Below are 19,521 nucleotides of genomic sequence, written 5' to 3'. Positions count from 1 at the left end.
TTTCACATGTTTCATCTCGTGCAGCAGAAAACAATAAGTGTGTGATTCATATAGGTCATAACAACTGATTTGTCAGATTAAGTCTGAATTTTAAATAGTTAAGTAACGTTGTGTTTTTGAATTGACTTTAATCTTTGATCATGCTTGTAATTTTGCATGACAAAAGGCTCCTTTGACGGAATGTAATTTTTTTGCACTTCACTTAAACAAGGAATTGTACTTTCTAGCTCTTTATATTTTTCCCATGGAGTTTTCCCTTGAAGAGAGCTATGAGGACGTTGTCTATTATAATGGTTTTCCCAATCTCTGAGTTTAATTTGTAGGTCAGGATCCTTGATGTTAACACTACTGTAAAATTCATCTAAATCTGTACGCTGAGCTCTTTCCACTTTACCGTTTAAATGCGGGGAAAATGGCTTGATAGGACGAAATTTGATTTTCCATTTTTTCAAATATTCTTGCACCCCATAAGCAAAAAATTCCTGTCCTCTATCGGTTTGAATTCTTTGACAATGAAATGGCATTTTTTCTCTTAGTTGTTCAAGAAAATCTAGAGTGTTTTCTGCAGTACGTCTTGGGTACAATGTAACAACTTTATAACGTGTACAATCATCTATAGCGGTATACTGATAAAGTCCAGAAGCTATTTTGCATACATCCATCTGTATACGTTCTCCTGGTACTTTACAGTTGTAACGCTTTATTTGTTTGCGGTAATGACGTTTAATACGTAAAAGACTTACATCATATTTTTTGAAAACTTTGTGTATAGTAGCCAATGAAAAAGAGAGATCATGTAAACGTTTCAATTCAGTTTGAATACGTCTTGCTCCTAATTTTCTAGTTTTTCTTAAGTGGAGAATAAGTTGATCACTAGATATATTGGTTTTTTGTAAAGGTGAGGTTTTAGGCCTGCTACTAAGATTTTCTAATCCTTTTTCACCAAACTCCTTGTAACGTTTACACCATTTGCGTAAGGTAAAGCGTGAAATATTATAGTGCTGACATACTCTTCCTGCATGACCTAATTTTTTATATAGGTTTACCCAATTCAGGCGTAGCTTAACTTTAGAGTCCATTTACTTGCGGCTTTTATTGTTGATATACTTCCCACCATAATTGTAATAAGGTATATAAACTATCACAAGTACAAATTTCTATTTGATCTTACATTTTTATTGTAATAACCTATATGAATCACACACCTTAATTGATGAATAAATCGGTTGTGCGAGTAGGAGATTATTGTGCAGAAGCAACACTACATTTTTGCGTTAGTGGCAGTAACAATGTTTTTGTAAATGGTAAGCCAGTTTGCCGGAAAGGAGATAATTTTACAGAAGGTAGAGTATTAACTGAAGGATCAAAAACAGTGTTTGCAAATGGGTTTGGAGTGGGAAGAGTTGGGGATTCAGTATCTTGTGGTTTCAAGGTAATAAGTGGAAGTAATAATGTTTTTTCAGGATAAAAATAAACCATCTGTTATACTTACCAAAAGTAAGGTTATGAACATGGGTATAACTACTAGCCTATTAGGAGACATTAGTGATTTAATAGATAGAGCAAAGAATTATCTTTCTGTTCAATTCAACTCTACTCTAGTATTGTTAAACTGGGAAATTGGCTCCAGAATTGATCAAGATATCCTAAAGCACAAACGTGCAGATTATGGGAAGCAAATCATCTCTCAACTTGCAAAAGAACTTCAGATTAAATATGGACGTGGATTTGATAGAGCGTCATTATTTCGTATGGTACAATTTTCTAAATTCTTTCCTGATCAAGAGATTGTCGCGACACTGTCACAACAATTGAGTTGGTCACATTTTGTAGAAATTATTGCAATTTCTGATGAGCTGAAGCGTAATTATTATATAGAAATGTGTCGTATTGAAAGGTGGAGTGTTAGGGCACTACGTAGTAAAATCGATACTATGTTGTATGAACGTACAGCACTAGCAAAAAAACCTGAAGATTTCATAAGAAGGAGTATAAAAAATTTACGTGAAGAAAATATGTTAGCACCAGAATTCATTTTTCATGACCCATACTTCCTTAGCTTCATGGAATTGCCATCAAGTTATAGTGAGACTGATCTAGAAAATACAATCTTGGATGAATTGACAAAATTTTTACAAGAGTTTGGAAATGATTTTTGTTTTGTAACACGTCAAAAAAGGATGAGTACTAAAACAACTGACAGGTATTTGGACCTGCTATTTTTTCACAGAGGATTAAAACGCCTTATAGCAATAGAACTAAAAATAGGTCGCTTTGAACCAGCCTATAAAGGACAGATGGAATGGTATTTAAATTGGTTAGATAAAAATGAACGAAAAGCAGGTGAAGAAAAACCGTTAGGGATTATTTTATGTGCTGATAAGGATCAAGAGGATATAGAATATCTTGAACTCGAAGGCTCTAATATTCATGTTGCACAGTATTTAACACAGCTTCCTTCTAAAGAAATTCTTGAAAAGAAGTTGAGAAAGGCTATTTCTATAGCACGTGAAAAACATGCAAGTATTAAGTCAAATCCATGAAAAATATATGAAAGGAATGGATGCTAAAACAGGGAAAGAATTAGAGGGAATAGAGCACTTAAAGCAATCGATAATTGATATACTGACCACTCCTATTAACAGTAGAATAATGAGGAGAGATTATGGGTCAAGATTATTTGAATTGGTGGATAAGCCAATAAATAGAGATTTAACACTTGAGATATATGCAGCAACTGCAGAAGCTTTGGAAAAATGGGAGAGAAGGTTTAAATTAGAGAAAGTGAAGATAACAGAAGTAAAAGAAGGGAGAGTAACATTGAATTTAGAAGGTGTCTATCTTTCAGAAGGTAAGTTCATAAATATTAATGGAGTAGTTGTTTAAAAATGCAGCAGCCAAATATTATCGAACCACTGAACTTTGAGGAAATATTTTTCAGAATGAAAGAAGAGTTAGTGAGTCGGGATGCAAGCTTTACAGGATTGGTGGAAAGTGATCCAGCGATAAAGATTCTGGAGGTAGCAGCATGGCGAGAACTTTTGCTCAGACAAAGGATGAACGAAGCAGTAAAGAGTAATTTACTGAAATTTGCAAAGGGAGAAGATCTTGATAATTTGGCTGAATTTTATGGAGTAGAGAGAGAAAAAGAAGAAGAGGATGAAAGATTTAGAAAGAGGGTAAAAGCAAAAATAGCAGGTTGGTCAACAGGAGGAAGTAAGGAATATTATAAATATCATGCACTGTCAGCAGATAGTAGAGTAAAAGATGCACTAGTAGAATCACCTATACCAGGAAAAGTACAAATTTCAATCTTATCAACACAAACTGGCATATTGTCAGAAGAGCTACTAGAAATTGTAAAAAAGCAGGTTACTAGAGATGATATAAGGGTTTTAACAGATACAGTAACAGTAGTTGGTTGCAATATTACGGAAATAGATATTCACAGCAGAATGAGCATAAGTCCTGTGATATCAAAGGAGGAAATCAAGAAGCAGTTCATCAAGAAGTTTGAAGCAAGCAAAAGATTGGGATGGAATGTTACAAAATCTTGGATAATAGCAAATTTATTTGTAGAGGGTGTAGAAAACGTAGAATTAATCGAGCCAAGAGAGAATGTTATGGTGCTAGGTAATGAGTGTGCAGTTCTTAGTCATGTTAAATTAGAGGAAATATAGGATTTGAAACGTATTCTTTTACTAGCAAGCACTTTTAAGAAGTTCATAATATTTTTGAATATATTACATTAGCAGTAAATCAATTGACACGATATTACCTCAGATTATATTGTATGTGTGGAGGATACAAAACTTAAATAGGTAACATTAGGGGGTATTTTAATGGCACAGGAACAACAATCAAATGCAAACTTTTGCGGGGCTGTAGGCAGAGCACTACTTTTGCCATTACATGCAATAGTTTATGTGTTTAATCCATGTAATTGGTGTAATTCATCAGATAAGGTTAAAAGAGATGCAAGAGTTGCATTAAAAGAAGTGGTGGATGGCCATCCAAGGGTTTGTTTACACGCAGAAATGTTAAGAAGCAGTGCAGAGTTGGGCATGAAGATCTTGAAAGTTGGATCTGGATTTGTTGCGTTTTCAATACCCAGGTGCTTTTCAAGTAAACTGAAGCAGAAAGAAATTGACGATCTGCAAAGAGAACATCCCAACATCAAGCTTAGTAAGGAAGACAGAACAGCTATTATTGAGATTGATATTGTGGAAATTCAAAGAGGGTTGCATGGCAGAAAAGCTATTATTAACCAAATTGCAAGCAGGATATGTTCAGACCTAAAAGCATTGACACGAGCTGGCATTGAAAAAGTATCATATGGTGATATGAAGCTCATTTACAGTATTGCAAAAGCGTTGCATGATAGCCATAACTATACTAGAAGCGAGGAGAAAGAGATATTCACAAAATCTGATGGTGATATGATAATTTGCATTGCCAACAAAGGTATTGTATCTCTCGGTGGTAGAAATCATAGAATAGAAGATAATAAAAAAAACAGAGTATCTCTCAATGAGCCTGGAAGTAGTATGTCTAATGTAACGGCAAGCAGTTTTTACGTTAAGCAAATTTAGTAACAGATACACTTTTAATGAGGAAATTTCCGTACCAAGGTCAGAACTATCTCTTGTTTACTTATGTATCATATAAGCAAAAGAGTTAGAGCAAGAAAAAGCAAATGAAAAGTTTATTACCGCCAAACGCAACAAAGCAAGAAAAAGTGCTAGTAGAAGCAATCGACTACAAAGTTAATCCAAGTTGCATCAGGGAATTTAAATTTAGTCTTAAAGATGAAATACTGCCGTGGTTGATTGAGGAATATGAATTGGGGGAAATTCTACGTTGGATAAAGGATAAAAGAAAAGCCGTAGTAGAAGGAGTAAAATTTCAAAGACTGAGAGGAACTCCAGCATCACTCAAAATAGCACTAAAGTGGGCGAATATAGAAGATATTACAATTATTGAGGAGCCATCTGGCAAGCACTTTTTTGAATTACAGATAGGAATAAAAGATGTTCCAAATGACTTTTTTGTAGATGCAGTAGTAGAACTTGCAAAACTATCGTTACCAGCAAGATCGCGGCTAATGAGGATTTTCAATGATCACTATAACGTTGATAGGTTTATATTAGATGAAAGCTTTTTTGGAAATTTGTTATCGGATTACTCAGGGATAAAAATTGAAAAAGATGGACCAGTATTATCGTTTGGAAGAGTAAATTTTTTTGGTTTAGTGGTACATCAATTAAGGTTATAGAGAGTTATCTACGTAACCATTATGAGCAAGCATTTAGTAATGACATATATCGCTTAGATGTAGCAGTACTTGGGGAAACAGAACCTCACACAAGGGATTATAAAGGCATTTATGAAAGAAATCATCAGTGGTACAATTTAAAAGCACTATATCCACTACCACAGAGCTTATTACCAGAAATAAAGTTTGCGAAAGCGCAAGTTATATTATCGGACAGTTGGAACTTAGGAGAAACAAATGCGTGCTTTCCGGTTGATAGCATAGAAGAAGAAGGAAATAAATTTGTATTGGGAAACGATAAACTTTCAGGGCAACGTTGGAATTTAAAACACAAGCCAATTTTAGAAAGGTTTAGCTGTGTGATTCATATAGGTTATTACAATAAAAATGTAAGATCAAATAGAAATTTGTACTTGTGATAGTTTATATACCTTATTACAATTATGGTGGGAAGTATATCAACAATAAAAGCCGCAAGTAAATGGACTCTAAAGTTAAGCTACGCCTGAATTGGGTAAACCTATATAAAAAATTAGGTCATGCAGGAAGAGTATGTCAGCACTATAATATTTCACGCTTTACCTTACGCAAATGGTGTAAACGTTACAAGGAGTTTGGTGAAAAAGGATTAGAAAATCTTAGTAGCAGGCCTAAAACCTCACCTTTACAAAAAACCAATATATCTAGTGATCAACTTATTCTCCACTTAAGAAAAACTAGAAAATTAGGAGCAAGACGTATTCAAACTGAATTGAAACGTTTACATGATCTCTCTTTTTCATTGGCTACTATACACAAAGTTTTCAAAAAATATGATGTAAGTCTTTTACGTATTAAACGTCATTACCGCAAACAAATAAAGCGTTACAACTGTAAAGTACCAGGAGAACGTATACAGATGGATGTATGCAAAATAGCTTCTGGACTTTATCAGTATACCGCTATAGATGATTGTACACGTTATAAAGTTGTTACATTGTACCCAAGACGTACTGCAGAAAACACTCTAGATTTTCTTGAACAACTAAGAGAAAAAATGCCATTTCATTGTCAAAGAATTCAAACCGATAGAGGACAGGAATTTTTTGCTTATGGGGTGCAAGAATATTTGAAAAAATGGAAAATCAAATTTCGTCCTATCAAGCCATTTTCCCCGCATTTAAACGGTAAAGTGGAAAGAGCTCAGCGTACAGATTTAGATGAATTTTACAGTAGTGTTAACATCAAGGATCCTGACCTACAAATTAAACTCAGAGATTGGGAAAACCATTATAATAGACAACGTCCTCATAGCTCTCTTCAAGGGAAAACTCCATGGGAAAAATATAAAGAGCTAGAAAGTACAATTCCTTGTTTAAGTGAAGTGCAAAAAAATTACATTCCGTCAAAGGAGCCTTTTGTCATGCAAAATTACAAGCATGATCAAAGATTAAAGTCAATTCAAAAACACAACGTTACTTAACTATTTAAAATTCAGACTTAATCTGACAAATCAGTTGTTATGACCTATATGAATCACACACATAAAAGAAAATTAATCAAAACTGATACAGAATCAAGAGAGAAGTCGACAGATAATTTAACATTGGAAAGTAAAGCTACCGCTCAATTGCATGGAGATATTAATAAAGATAGCGAGCTAATATTTGAAACCAACAAGAAAGCTCAGAATGCTTTACCAGAGGAAGAGCCTGATGGCCCATCTCCAACTGAACTATATTTTGACAGTAAAGAAAATTCCGCAGACGAAAAATCATCAATTCAACCAATTGTAGCTGGTGTTGTTGGTGCGGTATTATTGGTAAGTTGTGTTGCATCTTATCTACTGATTGAATATTCCAAAGTACACGTTATAGCGGTAATTGGCGGGATCGTTGGGTTGGTTTGTATGGGTTTTGCCATGTATAATGCTATAAAGCCCAACACCAAGCTCGAGAGAGTAGATGAACAATCGATTACTGCTCATCCTCCTTTGAAGATAATATAAACAAGATAATTTCTTCTATACGGACCTCAATGGTGTATGCCTTCAACAAATTGTCAAGTTTTAACTCAAAATTAATTAAAAATTTATGCAAAAAAAAGTTGTTGATTTGTGGTTTAATGATAGTTAAGGTATGCTTATTGTATAGCTAGAGAGGTAAAATGCAGAGTTTTTTTGATAAGCCGTTTGAAGAACAAGTAGAAGAAATAATTAAAACTGGAGATTTGAAACTACTGCAAGCACTAATTGGTACAAGGTCACTAATTGGGTTATCGTTATATTGTTCTAGTTTTTTTCTTACTAGAACGGTTATTGCACAAGCAAAGTATCAAGCATATAATGCTCTGCTTAACGTGCTAACTGAGTATCGAAAACCAGAGAAAGAGATTTTTGTAGACAACATAAAAAGGGATATAGAAAGACAAATAAGAGAGAATGAGGTTAGATTAAGAGAAAAAGCACTTTTACCATCGTCAAGTAGCAATTTAAAATCTCTAACTAATAATAGTGATTCTGATTTAGAAAGTTATGTTCAGAAAACAGATGTATCAAATTTATGTACTTTTGACTTACCAAAAGTCATTGAAATTTATCATAACTATATTTCTCGCGAAGAGGTAAAAGAGTTAGAGAGAGTGCTATTAAAAGCAAAAGAAGTGGAAGATAAGTACTCATATATAGAAAGGCAAAAAACAGAATTACCGTATGATAGTAAAAGAAGAAAAGCGTTTAAAGTGGTTGAAGATAATAAACCTCTGTTACTTAAAATAAAGGACAAGAGTTTTTTTGATAATTGGTATGAACAGTTATTGTGTGAAGTTCTTTATGAAGCAAAAAGGAATAAGAAACATATACTACATAAAGAAATAGTAAAGCGCGGTTCTCCCTATACGGAAGATGAAATCAGTGGTGCAAAGAGCGAGCTAGGTAGTTCCTTTAACAAAGAAGCAATGAGAAGAGTAATAAATAAGTTAGTGGAAGATTATCTTAAGATTTTATCTGATAGTCTTGGAGTAAAAGAATCGTTATTGTCCAACATGGAATGTGTTGATGTCTCTGATTACCGAGGAAGAATGAATCATGAGGGAGTAAATCATAGAATTATCAGTAGAGCGAATGAGGTGATCTTAAGTGAGTCAATTATACAAAATAACCTGAGTGATGATGTAGAAAGAGGTTTGCAGTATATAGTAGAAAATATGGATGTATCTCTTCTTGCGGAAGTAGAGCAAGAGATGCTAAATGAAATAGCAGAAAGAGCAGCAATTCATAGGGAAAGAGACAATAAGAAGAAAGATTTAGAGTTGCTAGCTATATGCAATGGAGGGGAATTTAAAGATAAACTTTCTTTACCAACGGACCTGAGTTTTTCAGAGATTGAACGTCTATATAAAGACATGCTATTAATACAGTTTACGGAACAACAAAAGGAAGAATCTCTATACGGAAAGTTACCATTATTAGAGTTAGAAGAGATAAAAGAAGCGTTTCCTGCGTCGATTACTGACAATATCTTAAAAAGTATGGAGGAAAGCCTTGGTAAGTATGTTGAGATAGTAAAGAATAAAAAAAAAAGAAATAGTTGATAATGTTTTCGGAAAGAAAGAAAATTTAGAGAAGTTATATGAACTGGAGAAAGAGCTAGAATTTAGTTTTGTGCAAAGACTTTTTCATCCTATCTATTATGGACAATATCAAGAGATAAAAAGTTTTGTTGAATGCAAAAGCTTTATTCATGATAACATCAAGAGCGAGAAAGATGTAAGATCGCGTGAAAAAGTTGAAGAGGAAATAGGGAAACTAGATAAAACGAAGCGGGAAGAATCAAAAAGATTGTTATTATCCTTAATTGATAATGAATTTCAAGGATTGGCAAATCAGTTAATTTCTTACAAAGATGAATTAGAAAAAAAAGCTAAAAAAGAATTTCGCCTGGCAAAGCTATTTCATCCTTCTTGTTGGGAATCTTATATAGAAAGGGAGAAGAATAGTCTTGAAATATGTGAAAAGGCTTTGAAAAAAAGTGTTGTAACAGGGGATGATGAGTTGTTCTATAAAACAATAGAAGATATCGAGAAAGATTGGGAATGTTCAAAAAAGTGTGTCAAACCGAAAAAAAAGTAATAAATTGATATAAAAAATGGAGGTTTGATATGAGTCAAGCAAATAGAACTACTGGTTTGGTAGATTATAAAGAATTAGAAACAAATATCCTGTCATCTATACGAGAAGGAAGACCATTGACAGGAAGAGATGGAGCATTAACACCGTTTATAAAAAGGCTGCTAGAGGCAAGTCTGGAAGGTGAAATAGAAAGCCACATGTCAGCTAAAAGTGAAGAAAATAACCGAAGAAATGGAAGGAATGCAAAAACTTTACGTACAAGTTCAGGCTCATTTGAACTATTAACACCAAGAGACAGAGAAGGAAGCTTTGAACCGCAAATAGTCAAAAAAAGGCAAACAAGCCTACATCCAGAACTTGAAGCAAAGGTCTTAAGTACATACGCCAGTGGCATGGGATACAGAGACATAGCTTCACACGTTGAGGAAATATATGACCATAAAATATCAGCAGCAGAGATATCCAATATTACTGATAAACTGCTACCAATAATCAATGAATGGCGCAGCCGTCCATTGCAATCAGTGTATCCAATAGTGTTCATGGATGGCATGTTTTTTAAGGTCAAGGAGGACGGACATTGCGTAAGTAAATGCATGTATAATATATTGGGTATAAATCAAAATGGCAGAAAAGAAGTATTAGGTTTTTATCTGGCTGAAAGTGAGGGAGCTAACTTCTGGTTGGGAGTTTTAAATGACCTCAAAGAAAGAGGAGTAGAAGATATTCTGATTGCATGTGTAGATGGGCTAAAAAGCTTTCCTGCAGCCATCAACAGTGTATTTCCCAGTGCAGAAGTGCAGCTATGTATAGTACACCAAATAAGAAATTCTCTGAAATATGTATCCAGTAAAGATGTAAAAGTTTTCATGAATGATCTGAAAAAAATATATCGTGCTTCAAGTAAAGAAATTGCTGAGAATTATCTGCTTGAGCTGGAAGAAAAATGGGGAGAAAAGTATCCTTTAGTTATAAAATCCTGGCAGAACAATTGGGAAAACTTATCCAGTTATTTTAAGTATTCTGGGCCAGTTAGGAAGCTGATTTACACCACTAATCCAATTGAGGGGTTGCATAGACAAATCAGGAAATTTACTAAAACTAAGGGTTCATTTACTAGTACAAATGCCTTGTACAAACAGGTATATTGTGCTATAAAAAGGGAACGTTCAAAAAAGTGTGTCAAGCCGCATTTTTAGTTCAACTCAATTTTCAATCTATCTGGAAAGAAAATATCAAGTTGAGACATAGTTAAAGCCCAATTAGGGAGAGCCATAATCCACCTTTGCTCTACCTTTTTTATAGCACAATATACCTGTTTGTACAAGGCATTTGTACTAGTAAATGAACCCTTAGTTTTAGTAAATTTCCTGATTTGTCTATGCAACCCCTCAATTGGATTAGTGGTGTAAATCAGCTTCCTAACTGGCCCAGAATACTTAAAATAACTGGATAAGTTTTCCCAATTGTTCTGCCAGGATTTTATAACTAAAGGATACTTTTCTCCCCATTTTTCTTCCAGCTCAAGCAGATAATTCTCAGCAATTGGGAATGTTCAAAAAAGTGTGTCAAACCGAAAAAAAAGTAATAAATTGATATAAAAAATGGAGGTTTGATATGAGTCAAGCAAATAGAACTACTGGTTTGGTAGATTATAAAGAATTAGAAACAAATATCCTGTCATCTATACGAGAAGGAAGACCATTGACAGGAAGAGATGGAGCATTAACACCGTTTATAAAAAGGCTGCTAGAGGCAAGTCTGGAAGGTGAAATAGAAAGCCACATGTCAGCTAAAAGTGAAGAAAATAACCGAAGAAATGGAAGGAATGCAAAAACTTTACGTACAAGTTCAGGCTCATTTGAACTATTAACACCAAGAGACAGAGAAGGAAGCTTTGAACCGCAAATAGTCAAAAAAAGGCAAACAAGCCTACATCCAGAACTTGAAGCAAAGGTCTTAAGTACATACGCCAGTGGCATGGGATACAGAGACATAGCTTCACACGTTGAGGAAATATATGACCATAAAATATCAGCAGCAGAGATATCCAATATTACTGATAAACTGCTACCAATAATCAATGAATGGCGCAGCCGTCCATTGCAATCAGTGTATCCAATAGTGTTCATGGATGGCATGTTTTTTAAGGTCAAGGAGGACGGACATTGCGTAAGTAAATGCATGTATAATATATTGGGTATAAATCAAAATGGCAGAAAAGAAGTATTAGGTTTTTATCTGGCTGAAAGTGAGGGAGCTAACTTCTGGTTGGGAGTTTTAAATGACCTCAAAGAAAGAGGAGTAGAAGATATTCTGATTGCATGTGTAGATGGGCTAAAAAGCTTTCCTGCAGCCATCAACAGTGTATTTCCCAGTGCAGAAGTGCAGCTATGTATAGTACACCAAATAAGAAATTCTCTGAAATATGTATCCAGTAAAGATGTAAAAGTTTTCATGAATGATCTGAAAAAAATATATCGTGCTTCAAGTAAAGAAATTGCTGAGAATTATCTGCTTGAGCTGGAAGAAAAATGGGGAGAAAAGTATCCTTTAGTTATAAAATCCTGGCAGAACAATTGGGAAAACTTATCCAGTTATTTTAAGTATTCTGGGCCAGTTAGGAAGCTGATTTACACCACTAATCCAATTGAGGGGTTGCATAGACAAATCAGGAAATTTACTAAAACTAAGGGTTCATTTACTAGTACAAATGCCTTGTACAAACAGGTATATTGTGCTATAAAAAAGGTAGAGCAAAGGTGGATTATGGCTCTCCCTAATTGGGCTTTAACTATGTCTCAACTTGATATTTTCTTTCCAGATAGATTGAAAATTGAGTTGAACTAAAAATGCGGCTTGACACACTTTTTTGAACGTTCCCCAGCAATTTCTTTACTTGAAGCACGATATATTTTTTTCAGATCATTCATGAAAACTTTTACATCTTTACTGGATACATATTTCAGAGAATTTCTTATTTGGTGTACTATACATAGCTGCACTTCTGCACTGGGAAATACACTGTTGATGGCTGCAGGAAAGCTTTTTAGCCCATCTACACATGCAATCAGAATATCTTCTACTCCTCTTTCTTTGAGGTCATTTAAAACTCCCAACCAGAAGTTAGCTCCCTCACTTTCAGCCAGATAAAAACCTAATACTTCTTTTCTGCCATTTTGATTTATACCCAATATATTATACATGCATTTACTTACGCAATGTCCGTCCTCCTTGACCTTAAAAAACATGCCATCCATGAACACTATTGGATACACTGATTGCAATGGACGGCTGCGCCATTCATTGATTATTGGTAGCAGTTTATCAGTAATATTGGATATCTCTGCTGCTGATATTTTATGGTCATATATTTCCTCAACGTGTGAAGCTATGTCTCTGTATCCCATGCCACTGGCGTATGTACTTAAGACCTTTGCTTCAAGTTCTGGATGTAGGCTTGTTTGCCTTTTTTTGACTATTTGCGGTTCAAAGCTTCCTTCTCTGTCTCTTGGTGTTAATAGTTCAAATGAGCCTGAACTTGTACGTAAAGTTTTTGCATTCCTTCCATTTCTTCGGTTATTTTCTTCACTTTTAGCTGACATGTGGCTTTCTATTTCACCTTCCAGACTTGCCTCTAGCAGCCTTTTTATAAACGGTGTTAATGCTCCATCTCTTCCTGTCAATGGTCTTCCTTCTCGTATAGATGACAGGATATTTGTTTCTAATTCTTTATAATCTACCAAACCAGTAGTTCTATTTGCTTGACTCATATCAAACCTCCATTTTTTATATCAATTTATTACTTTTTTTTCGGTTTGACACACTTTTTTGAACATTCCCAGCTTTTAGCCCATCTACACATGCAATCAGAATATCTTCTACTCCTCTTTCTTTGAGGTCATTTAAAACTCCCAACCAGAAGTTAGCTCCCTCACTTTCAGCCAGATAAAAACCTAATACTTCTTTTCTGCCATTTTGATTTATACCCAATATATTATACATGCATTTACTTACGCAATGTCCGTCCTCCTTGACCTTAAAAAACATGCCATCCATGAACACTATTGGATACACTGATTGCAATGGACGGCTGCGCCATTCATTGATTATTGGTAGCAGTTTATCAGTAATATTGGATATCTCTGCTGCTGATATTTTATGGTCATATATTTCCTCAACGTGTGAAGCTATGTCTCTGTATCCCATGCCACTGGCGTATGTACTTAAGACCTTTGCTTCAAGTTCTGGATGTAGGCTTGTTTGCCTTTTTTTGACTATTTGCGGTTCAAAGCTTCCTTCTCTGTCTCTTGGTGTTAATAGTTCAAATGAGCCTGAACTTGTACGTAAAGTTTTTGCATTCCTTCCATTTCTTCGGTTATTTTCTTCACTTTTAGCTGACATGTGGCTTTCTATTTCACCTTCCAGACTTGCCTCTAGCAGCCTTTTTATAAACGGTGTTAATGCTCCATCTCTTCCTGTCAATGGTCTTCCTTCTCGTATAGATGACAGGATATTTGTTTCTAATTCTTTATAATCTACCAAACCAGTAGTTCTATTTGCTTGACTCATATCAAACCTCCATTTTTTATATCAATTTATTACTTTTTTTTCGGTTTGACACACTTTTTTGAACATTCCCAGCTTTTTAGCCCATCTACACATGCAATCAGAATATCTTCTACTCCTCTTTCTTTGAGGTCATTTAAAACTCCCAACCAGAAGTTAGCTCCCTCACTTTCAGCCAGATAAAAACCTAATACTTCTTTTCTGCCATTTTGATTTATACCCAATATATTATACATGCATTTACTTACGCAATGTCCGTCCTCCTTGACCTTAAAAAACATGCCATCCATGAACACTATTGGATACACTGATTGCAATGGACGGCTGCGCCATTCATTGATTATTGGTAGCAGTTTATCAGTAATATTGGATATCTCTGCTGCTGATATTTTATGGTCATATATTTCCTCAACGTGTGAAGCTATGTCTCTGTATCCCATGCCACTGGCGTATGTACTTAAGACCTTTGCTTCAAGTTCTGGATGTAGGCTTGTTTGCCTTTTTTTGACTATTTGCGGTTCAAAGCTTCCTTCTCTGTCTCTTGGTGTTAATAGTTCAAATGAGCCTGAACTTGTACGTAAAGTTTTTGCATTCCTTCCATTTCTTCGGTTATTTTCTTCACTTTTAGCTGACATGTGGCTTTCTATTTCACCTTCCAGACTTGCCTCTAGCAGCCTTTTTATAAACGGTGTTAATGCTCCATCTCTTCCTGTCAATGGTCTTCCTTCTCGTATAGATGACAGGATATTTGTTTCTAATTCTTTATAATCTACCAAACCAGTAGTTCTATTTGCTTGACTCATATCAAACCTCCATTTTTTATATCAATTTATTACTTTTTTTTCGGTTTGACACACTTTTTTGAACATTCCCACTGCAAATGCAAGTACCAGATTCTACATTTAGTAGTGTAAGTCATGAACCGGTTGCAGGACCTTCTTGGCAAATATGAGAACAAAGGAGTTTATAAAATTCTTGGAGCGCGAAAGATTAAAAAGCGTTCTGTATGAGAGATTAAAACGTCAAGAGTCAAAAAGCCATGGGGAAATAAATCGATTATTTGATGAGTTTGGTAAGCTAAAGATAGTGTGGTGGATGCCATCGGTGGCTGAAAGTGCAAGAGGCAAAAAATTCTCTCAGGGGCAAGTGGTTGTAGTGCTGCTTTTAACAGGAGCAGTTGCTTGTTCTTTGTATGAGAGATATAGAATATTAGGGTTGCTTAGCCTATCCTTTCTCTCAGGATATGTTTTGCATTCATTTTTACACTTTGCAAAACGTATTGATCGTTATACTGAAATTTATCATGAGGTTAAAGTTATGCTTTCACAAACATCAGGAAGTAATTATCAAAATGGATACATGCAATCAATTGCAGGGATGGTAAATTGTGCTGAATTTGAGTATCACGTTGAGTACTTGGTAAGTATGAAGAGAGGTGAATTTGAAAAGTATAAAAAAGATGTGGAAAAAGAGTATAAGGACGCCTTTTTTGAGAAGAAAGTAGCTAAAGAGTTTTTAAGTTATGTAGAATCTATAAGAAATGGAAGTAATAAGAACTTCAAAGATGATATTGCAGAATTGCGTTACTCCCATGAGCTAAAGGAAGATCTAAGGGAATGGAAAGCGTATAACAATTTCTTTACTTTTACAAAAAGCCTATTGTGGAAAGTTGTGCCTCAAGAAGGAAATAAAGAGAAGATGATAGATATTGTTTACAGTAGACTAAAAGACTTAAAAGGCAGTGATACTTTGGAAGAATGTTTAAGAAAGACGTGCCTTTTACACTACACAGATGACATAGAGAATTTGTCTAAGGTAATAAAAAAGTTTTTCCTAAAGAGCCATACAGACAAGAGTAGTCATAAAAAAAGTAGGGAGATTTTTGAAAAAGAAAACAGTATATATAAAGTACTGAGTACAATAATAGAAATATATGAAAAGTACTACTTCGGAGCAGTATTTTGTAATTTAAAGGAGTTTTTAGGTTGGAAATTAGAAGATATAACAGAAAAGAGTGTTGCTGAGCATGTGTTATCAATGGAACAACCGTTAACATCTGGTTGTGAATTAACACTTATAGCATATAATGAACATAAAAAATCAACTAGAGGTATTAAAGATAAAATATTAGAAAATTTTAGAAGATTAATAGAAGTACAAAATGAATTATTAAATGATGATAAAAATGAGGAACTAAAGAAAGAAAAGAAGGATATAGAAGATAAACAAAAAGATTTATCGGAGAAATTAAAATCACAACTTAAAGAATTAAGAGTGTCTTATAAATACCTTAAAAAACACTTTAGTGAAGAGATAGAAAGATGTAAGAAAACAATAAATTCATCAGAGGATAAGTTTATAAAATATAAGAATACGAAACGTATAAAAAACCTGAAAATAAAGTTGGAAATGTATGAAAGGGAAGAAGAGAATATGGAAAACTTCCTTTTTAAGGTTGAGGAAACAGAGGGCAAAATATTGCTCAAAGAAGTAAGAAACCATAAACTGGAAATAGGAGGTTGTGCTTTAGCTGTAATAGTTACTGGTAGTGTGGCGGTTAAGTTACCAGTTATAGCATTACCATTGGTTTTTGTGTTACCATTTATAAAAGGTTTTTATGATGATTACAAAAAATCCAATGAAGAACGTAAAGAGAGAAAATCGAAGGAGACGGAGCATGACTATATGATAGCATACCAGGATCTATGTAATGGATATGATAAATTGATGGAAAAAGGGACAACATTTGGTAATTTTCTGGTTAGTGTAGGCATAAGACATAAAGAAAATGAAAAAGAATTAAAAGAAAAAGCAGAAAGCTTAAAAGGGAAATTTAAAACACAAAATGAGACGAAAGTTAATGTTGAAGAGTATCTGAAGGACGAAAAAGGAAAGGCTAAGTTTCTTAAGAAGGAAGTAAAAGAAGTCGCAATACGTTTAGAAAAAGCAAAACAGAGCCTGAATAAAGAAAAAGTAAGAAATGAAATGGCACAGGCAAGAGTAAAAGCTCTTGATTTATTGTATGATGAAGCAGAGGAATTGAACATACCTAGGAAACAAATAACACAAAACCAGGATATGAAAAAGTTTTTAACGCAGCAATATACTTTTTTAGTTCTAAATAAAGACTATAAAGAAAAATTTAAGGGTATTTGCAGTGAATACAGAAGCCTCGAAGAAGAGTTAAAGAGCAAACAGCTTAGACTTCAAGAAAAATATGTATTCGATAAGGAAGAAAAAAAGCATGTTATGGGTAAGTTGGCAGAATTAAATGATGAAGTTGATAGATTAAGCAAAAATTTTGTTCAGCGTGAGCATAAAGAGAATGAACCTGCAAGAAAATTTGATGACGAGGCTATTAATGAATTAAGATTCCATGTAATTGCAGAAACAAAGCAAGCAAGAAAAGCTACAGAGCAAGAAAGAAAAGCATTGATAGAGGAAAAAAATGCAGTTGAAGAAGTAGTGATGCAATTACAAATGTCAGATTCAGTGCAAATGCAACTACCAAGCTCTGCATTTAGTAGTGTAGCTCATGAACCGGTTGCAGGACCTTCTTGGAGAATATAAAAGATTTAAAATTTTTGAAAAGCTTGAACTAATATAGAAAAGATTTTATAAAAATATCAGTCTATTAGCGCCACAGCAAATTGAATTATTTACTTTTCCCAAAACGCAAAAAAGTACGTATATTTGTGAGAACAAGACGCATAAAAATAAGGTTATAAAAATAGAAGATTTAAATTATTTCAATAAGCTTAGGCAAAACAGTTCGTATGTAGATATGGATAAAATGGGCTAATGTAGCTAGTTTTAGCGTATAGTTAAATTGTTATATTAAAAAGTTCGTATGGTACACATGGTAGTCCAACTGATTCCAAGAAAAATTGTTCTCACCGTCCCTGGTTTTGAGCACTGAAAATGGCTATATTATTTAAGCTATTAGTAAAATACGTTGTTAGATTAATACTAATTTTCTTAAGGAGGAATTTAAGGCAAACTCATAATGAAAACAGAATTTGAAGGTAAAGAAAAATCCCGTACCGACCTTCTTAAGAGACTTTTGCCTAAAACTACTTTGGGTTAGAAAATTTTCTACAATAATGATTGACAAGTTTTAAAGATAGAATACTATACTTAAAATGTAATTGATAATCTAATTAATTAAGGTAGTGGCTATGTTGCGTTCAGATATTCCAAAAGTTTTGTTTTCGTCTATTAAAGAGGATGATCCCCATAGAGCATCTAAGCTTTTTCAAATTGAACGCTGGTGCTATGCAAATTGGCGTCTGCACCAAAAAAGTGGCAAAAAAGGACGTAATTTTCTTGCACAGGTATTGTCTAGTGAGGATTGTTGGAAAAAAGTAGACAATTTACATGGAGTTAAGCTTGATAGGCAAGTCGTAGGCAAAAAGTTAATTGCGCCAGATTCAGGTAATCTCTTTGATAAGTATGCCATTGCCTGTAGTTGCTGTCTAGAAGAAGATATTATTGCTTTGTTTGAGGAAAGAAAAGAGGAATTATCAGCTCAAGGTAAGAGTAGTCTATTGGAGTATGAGCACTTAGTTAGGTGTTGCGGGTCGGGTCTTTTAGCGCAGTTTTGGTCACATTTTATTAGCGGTTATATCTCTAAATTAAATTTAGATGGCTGTCATCCATATGAATATGGACTTAAGTGTGCTGTGAGCCTTAAGCAGGAGCAGGCAGTGGAATTCTTTTGGAATAAAATAAAATCATTACCTGAAAGTGAGATGAGTGAACAGAAAAAGGATGAAATCTTGATGAAGACAGCAGTATATGTAGCAGGGAACCGTTGTAATAGTTATCCTGAAATATTCGAGTTTTGTTTTAGTCAAATAAGTCCTGATAAATATCCAGAACTTCTAAAAAGAGACTTAGCTGAAAATGGTTATTATGGTAGTTTGAATACACTACAGGGTGCACTTCGCTTTGATAAATTTCAGGAATTATTTGATTGTTTAAAGCCAAATGATGTTCCAGAAGATGATTATAATATCTGGTTAGACATGGAAATCAAAAAACATTCAGAGCCTTATGTAAGTGAAAGTGTAAAGCTTTTTATGCATATGTGGATGAAGGAAGGATTTGATAGCCATCGTGCTTTAGTGATAAGAGAGGAACTAGAGGATAAATCACCTCTTTTCTGTACAGTTTTATTAACACCTTTAGTAGAAAAGGGCTGTATGGAACCAGTATGGGCGTTATTAAATAAAGCTAATTCTGATCAGGTTAAAGAGTTTATGTGTTCTAAACAGGCAGGCTACATACGATCTATATTGGAAAAAAGAGATGCTGATTCATTGAATAAGTTTCTAGCATATAGAAAGTCTACAGATGAAGAGTTCACTAGCTTAACTGAAGTTGAATTAAGCAAAGCATGTGAGCAATTAGGGTTAGGCAATTAAGGTATTATAAGGCAATTCTATAAAGTAGGTGGTGGTTTCTTGTTACTACTTTAGCTTCTGTCAAAAAGATGCTGCATTGTAATACAAATGTTATATACACAAGTCAGCATGTAGGCAAAAATAGCTTTTATTATTGATATCTC

Annotated in this window: 13 protein-coding genes and 6 pseudogenes; 14 read left to right on the top strand and 5 right to left on the bottom strand. The window is 34.2% G+C overall.

All coding sequences use genetic code 11. The features are described 5' to 3' along the window. Nucleotides 1-98 precede the first annotated feature (98 nt). Nucleotides 99-1,079 (bottom strand): IS481 family transposase, encoded by a 981-nt coding sequence (locus OPR35_RS05425; protein ID WP_019078870.1) that lies wholly within the window; start codon nucleotides 1,077-1,079, stop codon nucleotides 99-101. A gap of 134 nt (nucleotides 1,080-1,213) precedes the next feature. Here OPR35_RS05425 and OPR35_RS05420 point away from each other — a divergent pair, with 134 nt between their 5' ends. The 11 genes and pseudogenes from OPR35_RS05420 to OPR35_RS05370 all read left to right on the top strand — a co-directional run. Next, on the top strand, nucleotides 1,214-1,468 hold the full coding sequence (locus tag OPR35_RS05420; protein ID WP_230609252.1) for a PAAR domain-containing protein: 255 nt from the start codon (nucleotides 1,214-1,216) through the stop codon (nucleotides 1,466-1,468). A gap of 37 nt (nucleotides 1,469-1,505) precedes the next feature. Beyond that, on the top strand, nucleotides 1,506-2,543 hold the full coding sequence (locus tag OPR35_RS05415; RefSeq protein WP_264336166.1) for a PDDEXK nuclease domain-containing protein: 1,038 nt from the start codon (nucleotides 1,506-1,508) through the stop codon (nucleotides 2,541-2,543). Nucleotides 2,544-2,550: 7 nt separating this feature from the next. Then, nucleotides 2,551-2,886, top strand: coding sequence for a GPW/gp25 family protein (locus OPR35_RS05410; RefSeq protein WP_096097272.1), 336 nt, complete (start codon nucleotides 2,551-2,553; stop codon nucleotides 2,884-2,886). A gap of 2 nt (nucleotides 2,887-2,888) precedes the next feature. Then, complete coding sequence (locus OPR35_RS05405) at nucleotides 2,889-3,680, top strand: baseplate assembly protein (protein ID WP_230609256.1); 792 nt, start codon at nucleotides 2,889-2,891, stop codon at nucleotides 3,678-3,680. Between the two features lie 162 nt (nucleotides 3,681-3,842). Further along, nucleotides 3,843-4,592, top strand: a complete 750-nt coding sequence (locus tag OPR35_RS05400; protein WP_019236525.1) for a hypothetical protein — start codon at nucleotides 3,843-3,845, stop codon at nucleotides 4,590-4,592. A gap of 104 nt (nucleotides 4,593-4,696) precedes the next feature. Further along, nucleotides 4,697-5,694, top strand: a pseudogene (locus OPR35_RS05395) (phage tail protein). A gap of 62 nt (nucleotides 5,695-5,756) precedes the next feature. Continuing rightward, nucleotides 5,757-6,737: an IS481 family transposase gene (locus OPR35_RS05390; RefSeq protein ID WP_019078870.1), complete on the top strand. Its 981-nt coding sequence runs from the start codon at nucleotides 5,757-5,759 to the stop codon at nucleotides 6,735-6,737. A gap of 48 nt (nucleotides 6,738-6,785) precedes the next feature. After that, the gene (locus tag OPR35_RS05385) at nucleotides 6,786-7,262 is read left to right on the top strand and encodes a hypothetical protein (protein WP_264687678.1); all 477 of its coding nucleotides are present in this window, start codon (nucleotides 6,786-6,788) and stop codon (nucleotides 7,260-7,262) included. Nucleotides 7,263-7,420: 158 nt separating this feature from the next. Further along, entirely contained in the window at nucleotides 7,421-8,845 is a 1,425-nt protein-coding gene (locus OPR35_RS05380) for a hypothetical protein (RefSeq protein ID WP_265024783.1), read from the top strand. Nucleotides 8,846-8,915: 70 nt separating this feature from the next. Beyond that, a complete protein-coding gene (locus tag OPR35_RS05375) occupies nucleotides 8,916-9,383 on the top strand; it encodes a hypothetical protein (protein ID WP_265024782.1) in 468 nt (155 codons plus the stop codon). Between the two features lie 29 nt (nucleotides 9,384-9,412). Further along, nucleotides 9,413-10,576, top strand: a pseudogene (locus OPR35_RS05370) (IS256 family transposase); the annotation flags it as partial. A 2-nt stretch (nucleotides 10,577-10,578) separates the two neighbouring features. Here the strand turns inward: OPR35_RS05370 and OPR35_RS05365 are convergent. Further along, a pseudogene (locus OPR35_RS05365) lies at nucleotides 10,579-10,929 on the bottom strand (transposase); the annotation flags it as partial. Nucleotides 10,930-11,000: 71 nt separating this feature from the next. Between OPR35_RS05365 and OPR35_RS05360 the strand changes: the two are divergent. Further along, a complete protein-coding gene (locus tag OPR35_RS05360; RefSeq protein WP_265024688.1) occupies nucleotides 11,001-12,233 on the top strand; it encodes an IS256 family transposase in 1,233 nt (410 codons plus the stop codon). Nucleotides 12,234-12,268: 35 nt separating this feature from the next. Here OPR35_RS05360 and OPR35_RS05355 read toward each other — a convergent pair. From OPR35_RS05355 to OPR35_RS05345, 3 pseudogenes are all read right to left on the bottom strand, one after another. Next, a pseudogene (locus OPR35_RS05355) lies at nucleotides 12,269-13,156 on the bottom strand (IS256 family transposase); the annotation flags it as partial. Nucleotides 13,157-13,226: 70 nt separating this feature from the next. Then, a pseudogene (locus OPR35_RS05350) lies at nucleotides 13,227-13,955 on the bottom strand (IS256 family transposase); the annotation flags it as partial. A 41-nt stretch (nucleotides 13,956-13,996) separates the two neighbouring features. Then, nucleotides 13,997-14,755 (bottom strand): annotated as a pseudogene (locus OPR35_RS05345) (IS256 family transposase); the annotation flags it as partial. A 136-nt stretch (nucleotides 14,756-14,891) separates the two neighbouring features. Here OPR35_RS05345 and OPR35_RS05340 point away from each other — a divergent pair. Both OPR35_RS05340 and OPR35_RS05335 read left to right on the top strand, forming a co-directional pair. After that, the gene (locus OPR35_RS05340; RefSeq protein ID WP_265024781.1) at nucleotides 14,892-17,522 is read left to right on the top strand and encodes a hypothetical protein; all 2,631 of its coding nucleotides are present in this window, start codon (nucleotides 14,892-14,894) and stop codon (nucleotides 17,520-17,522) included. Between the two features lie 608 nt (nucleotides 17,523-18,130). Continuing rightward, on the top strand, nucleotides 18,131-19,378 hold the full coding sequence (locus tag OPR35_RS05335) for a hypothetical protein (protein ID WP_264686030.1): 1,248 nt from the start codon (nucleotides 18,131-18,133) through the stop codon (nucleotides 19,376-19,378). Nucleotides 19,379-19,521: the final 143 nt, after the last annotated feature.

The sequence above is a fragment of the Wolbachia endosymbiont (group B) of Protocalliphora azurea genome (assembly GCF_947251865.1).
GTDB lineage: Bacteria > Pseudomonadota > Alphaproteobacteria > Rickettsiales > Anaplasmataceae > Wolbachia.
Note: the sequence above shows the minus strand (reverse complement) of the source record. Positions and strands in the feature narration are given on the sequence as shown.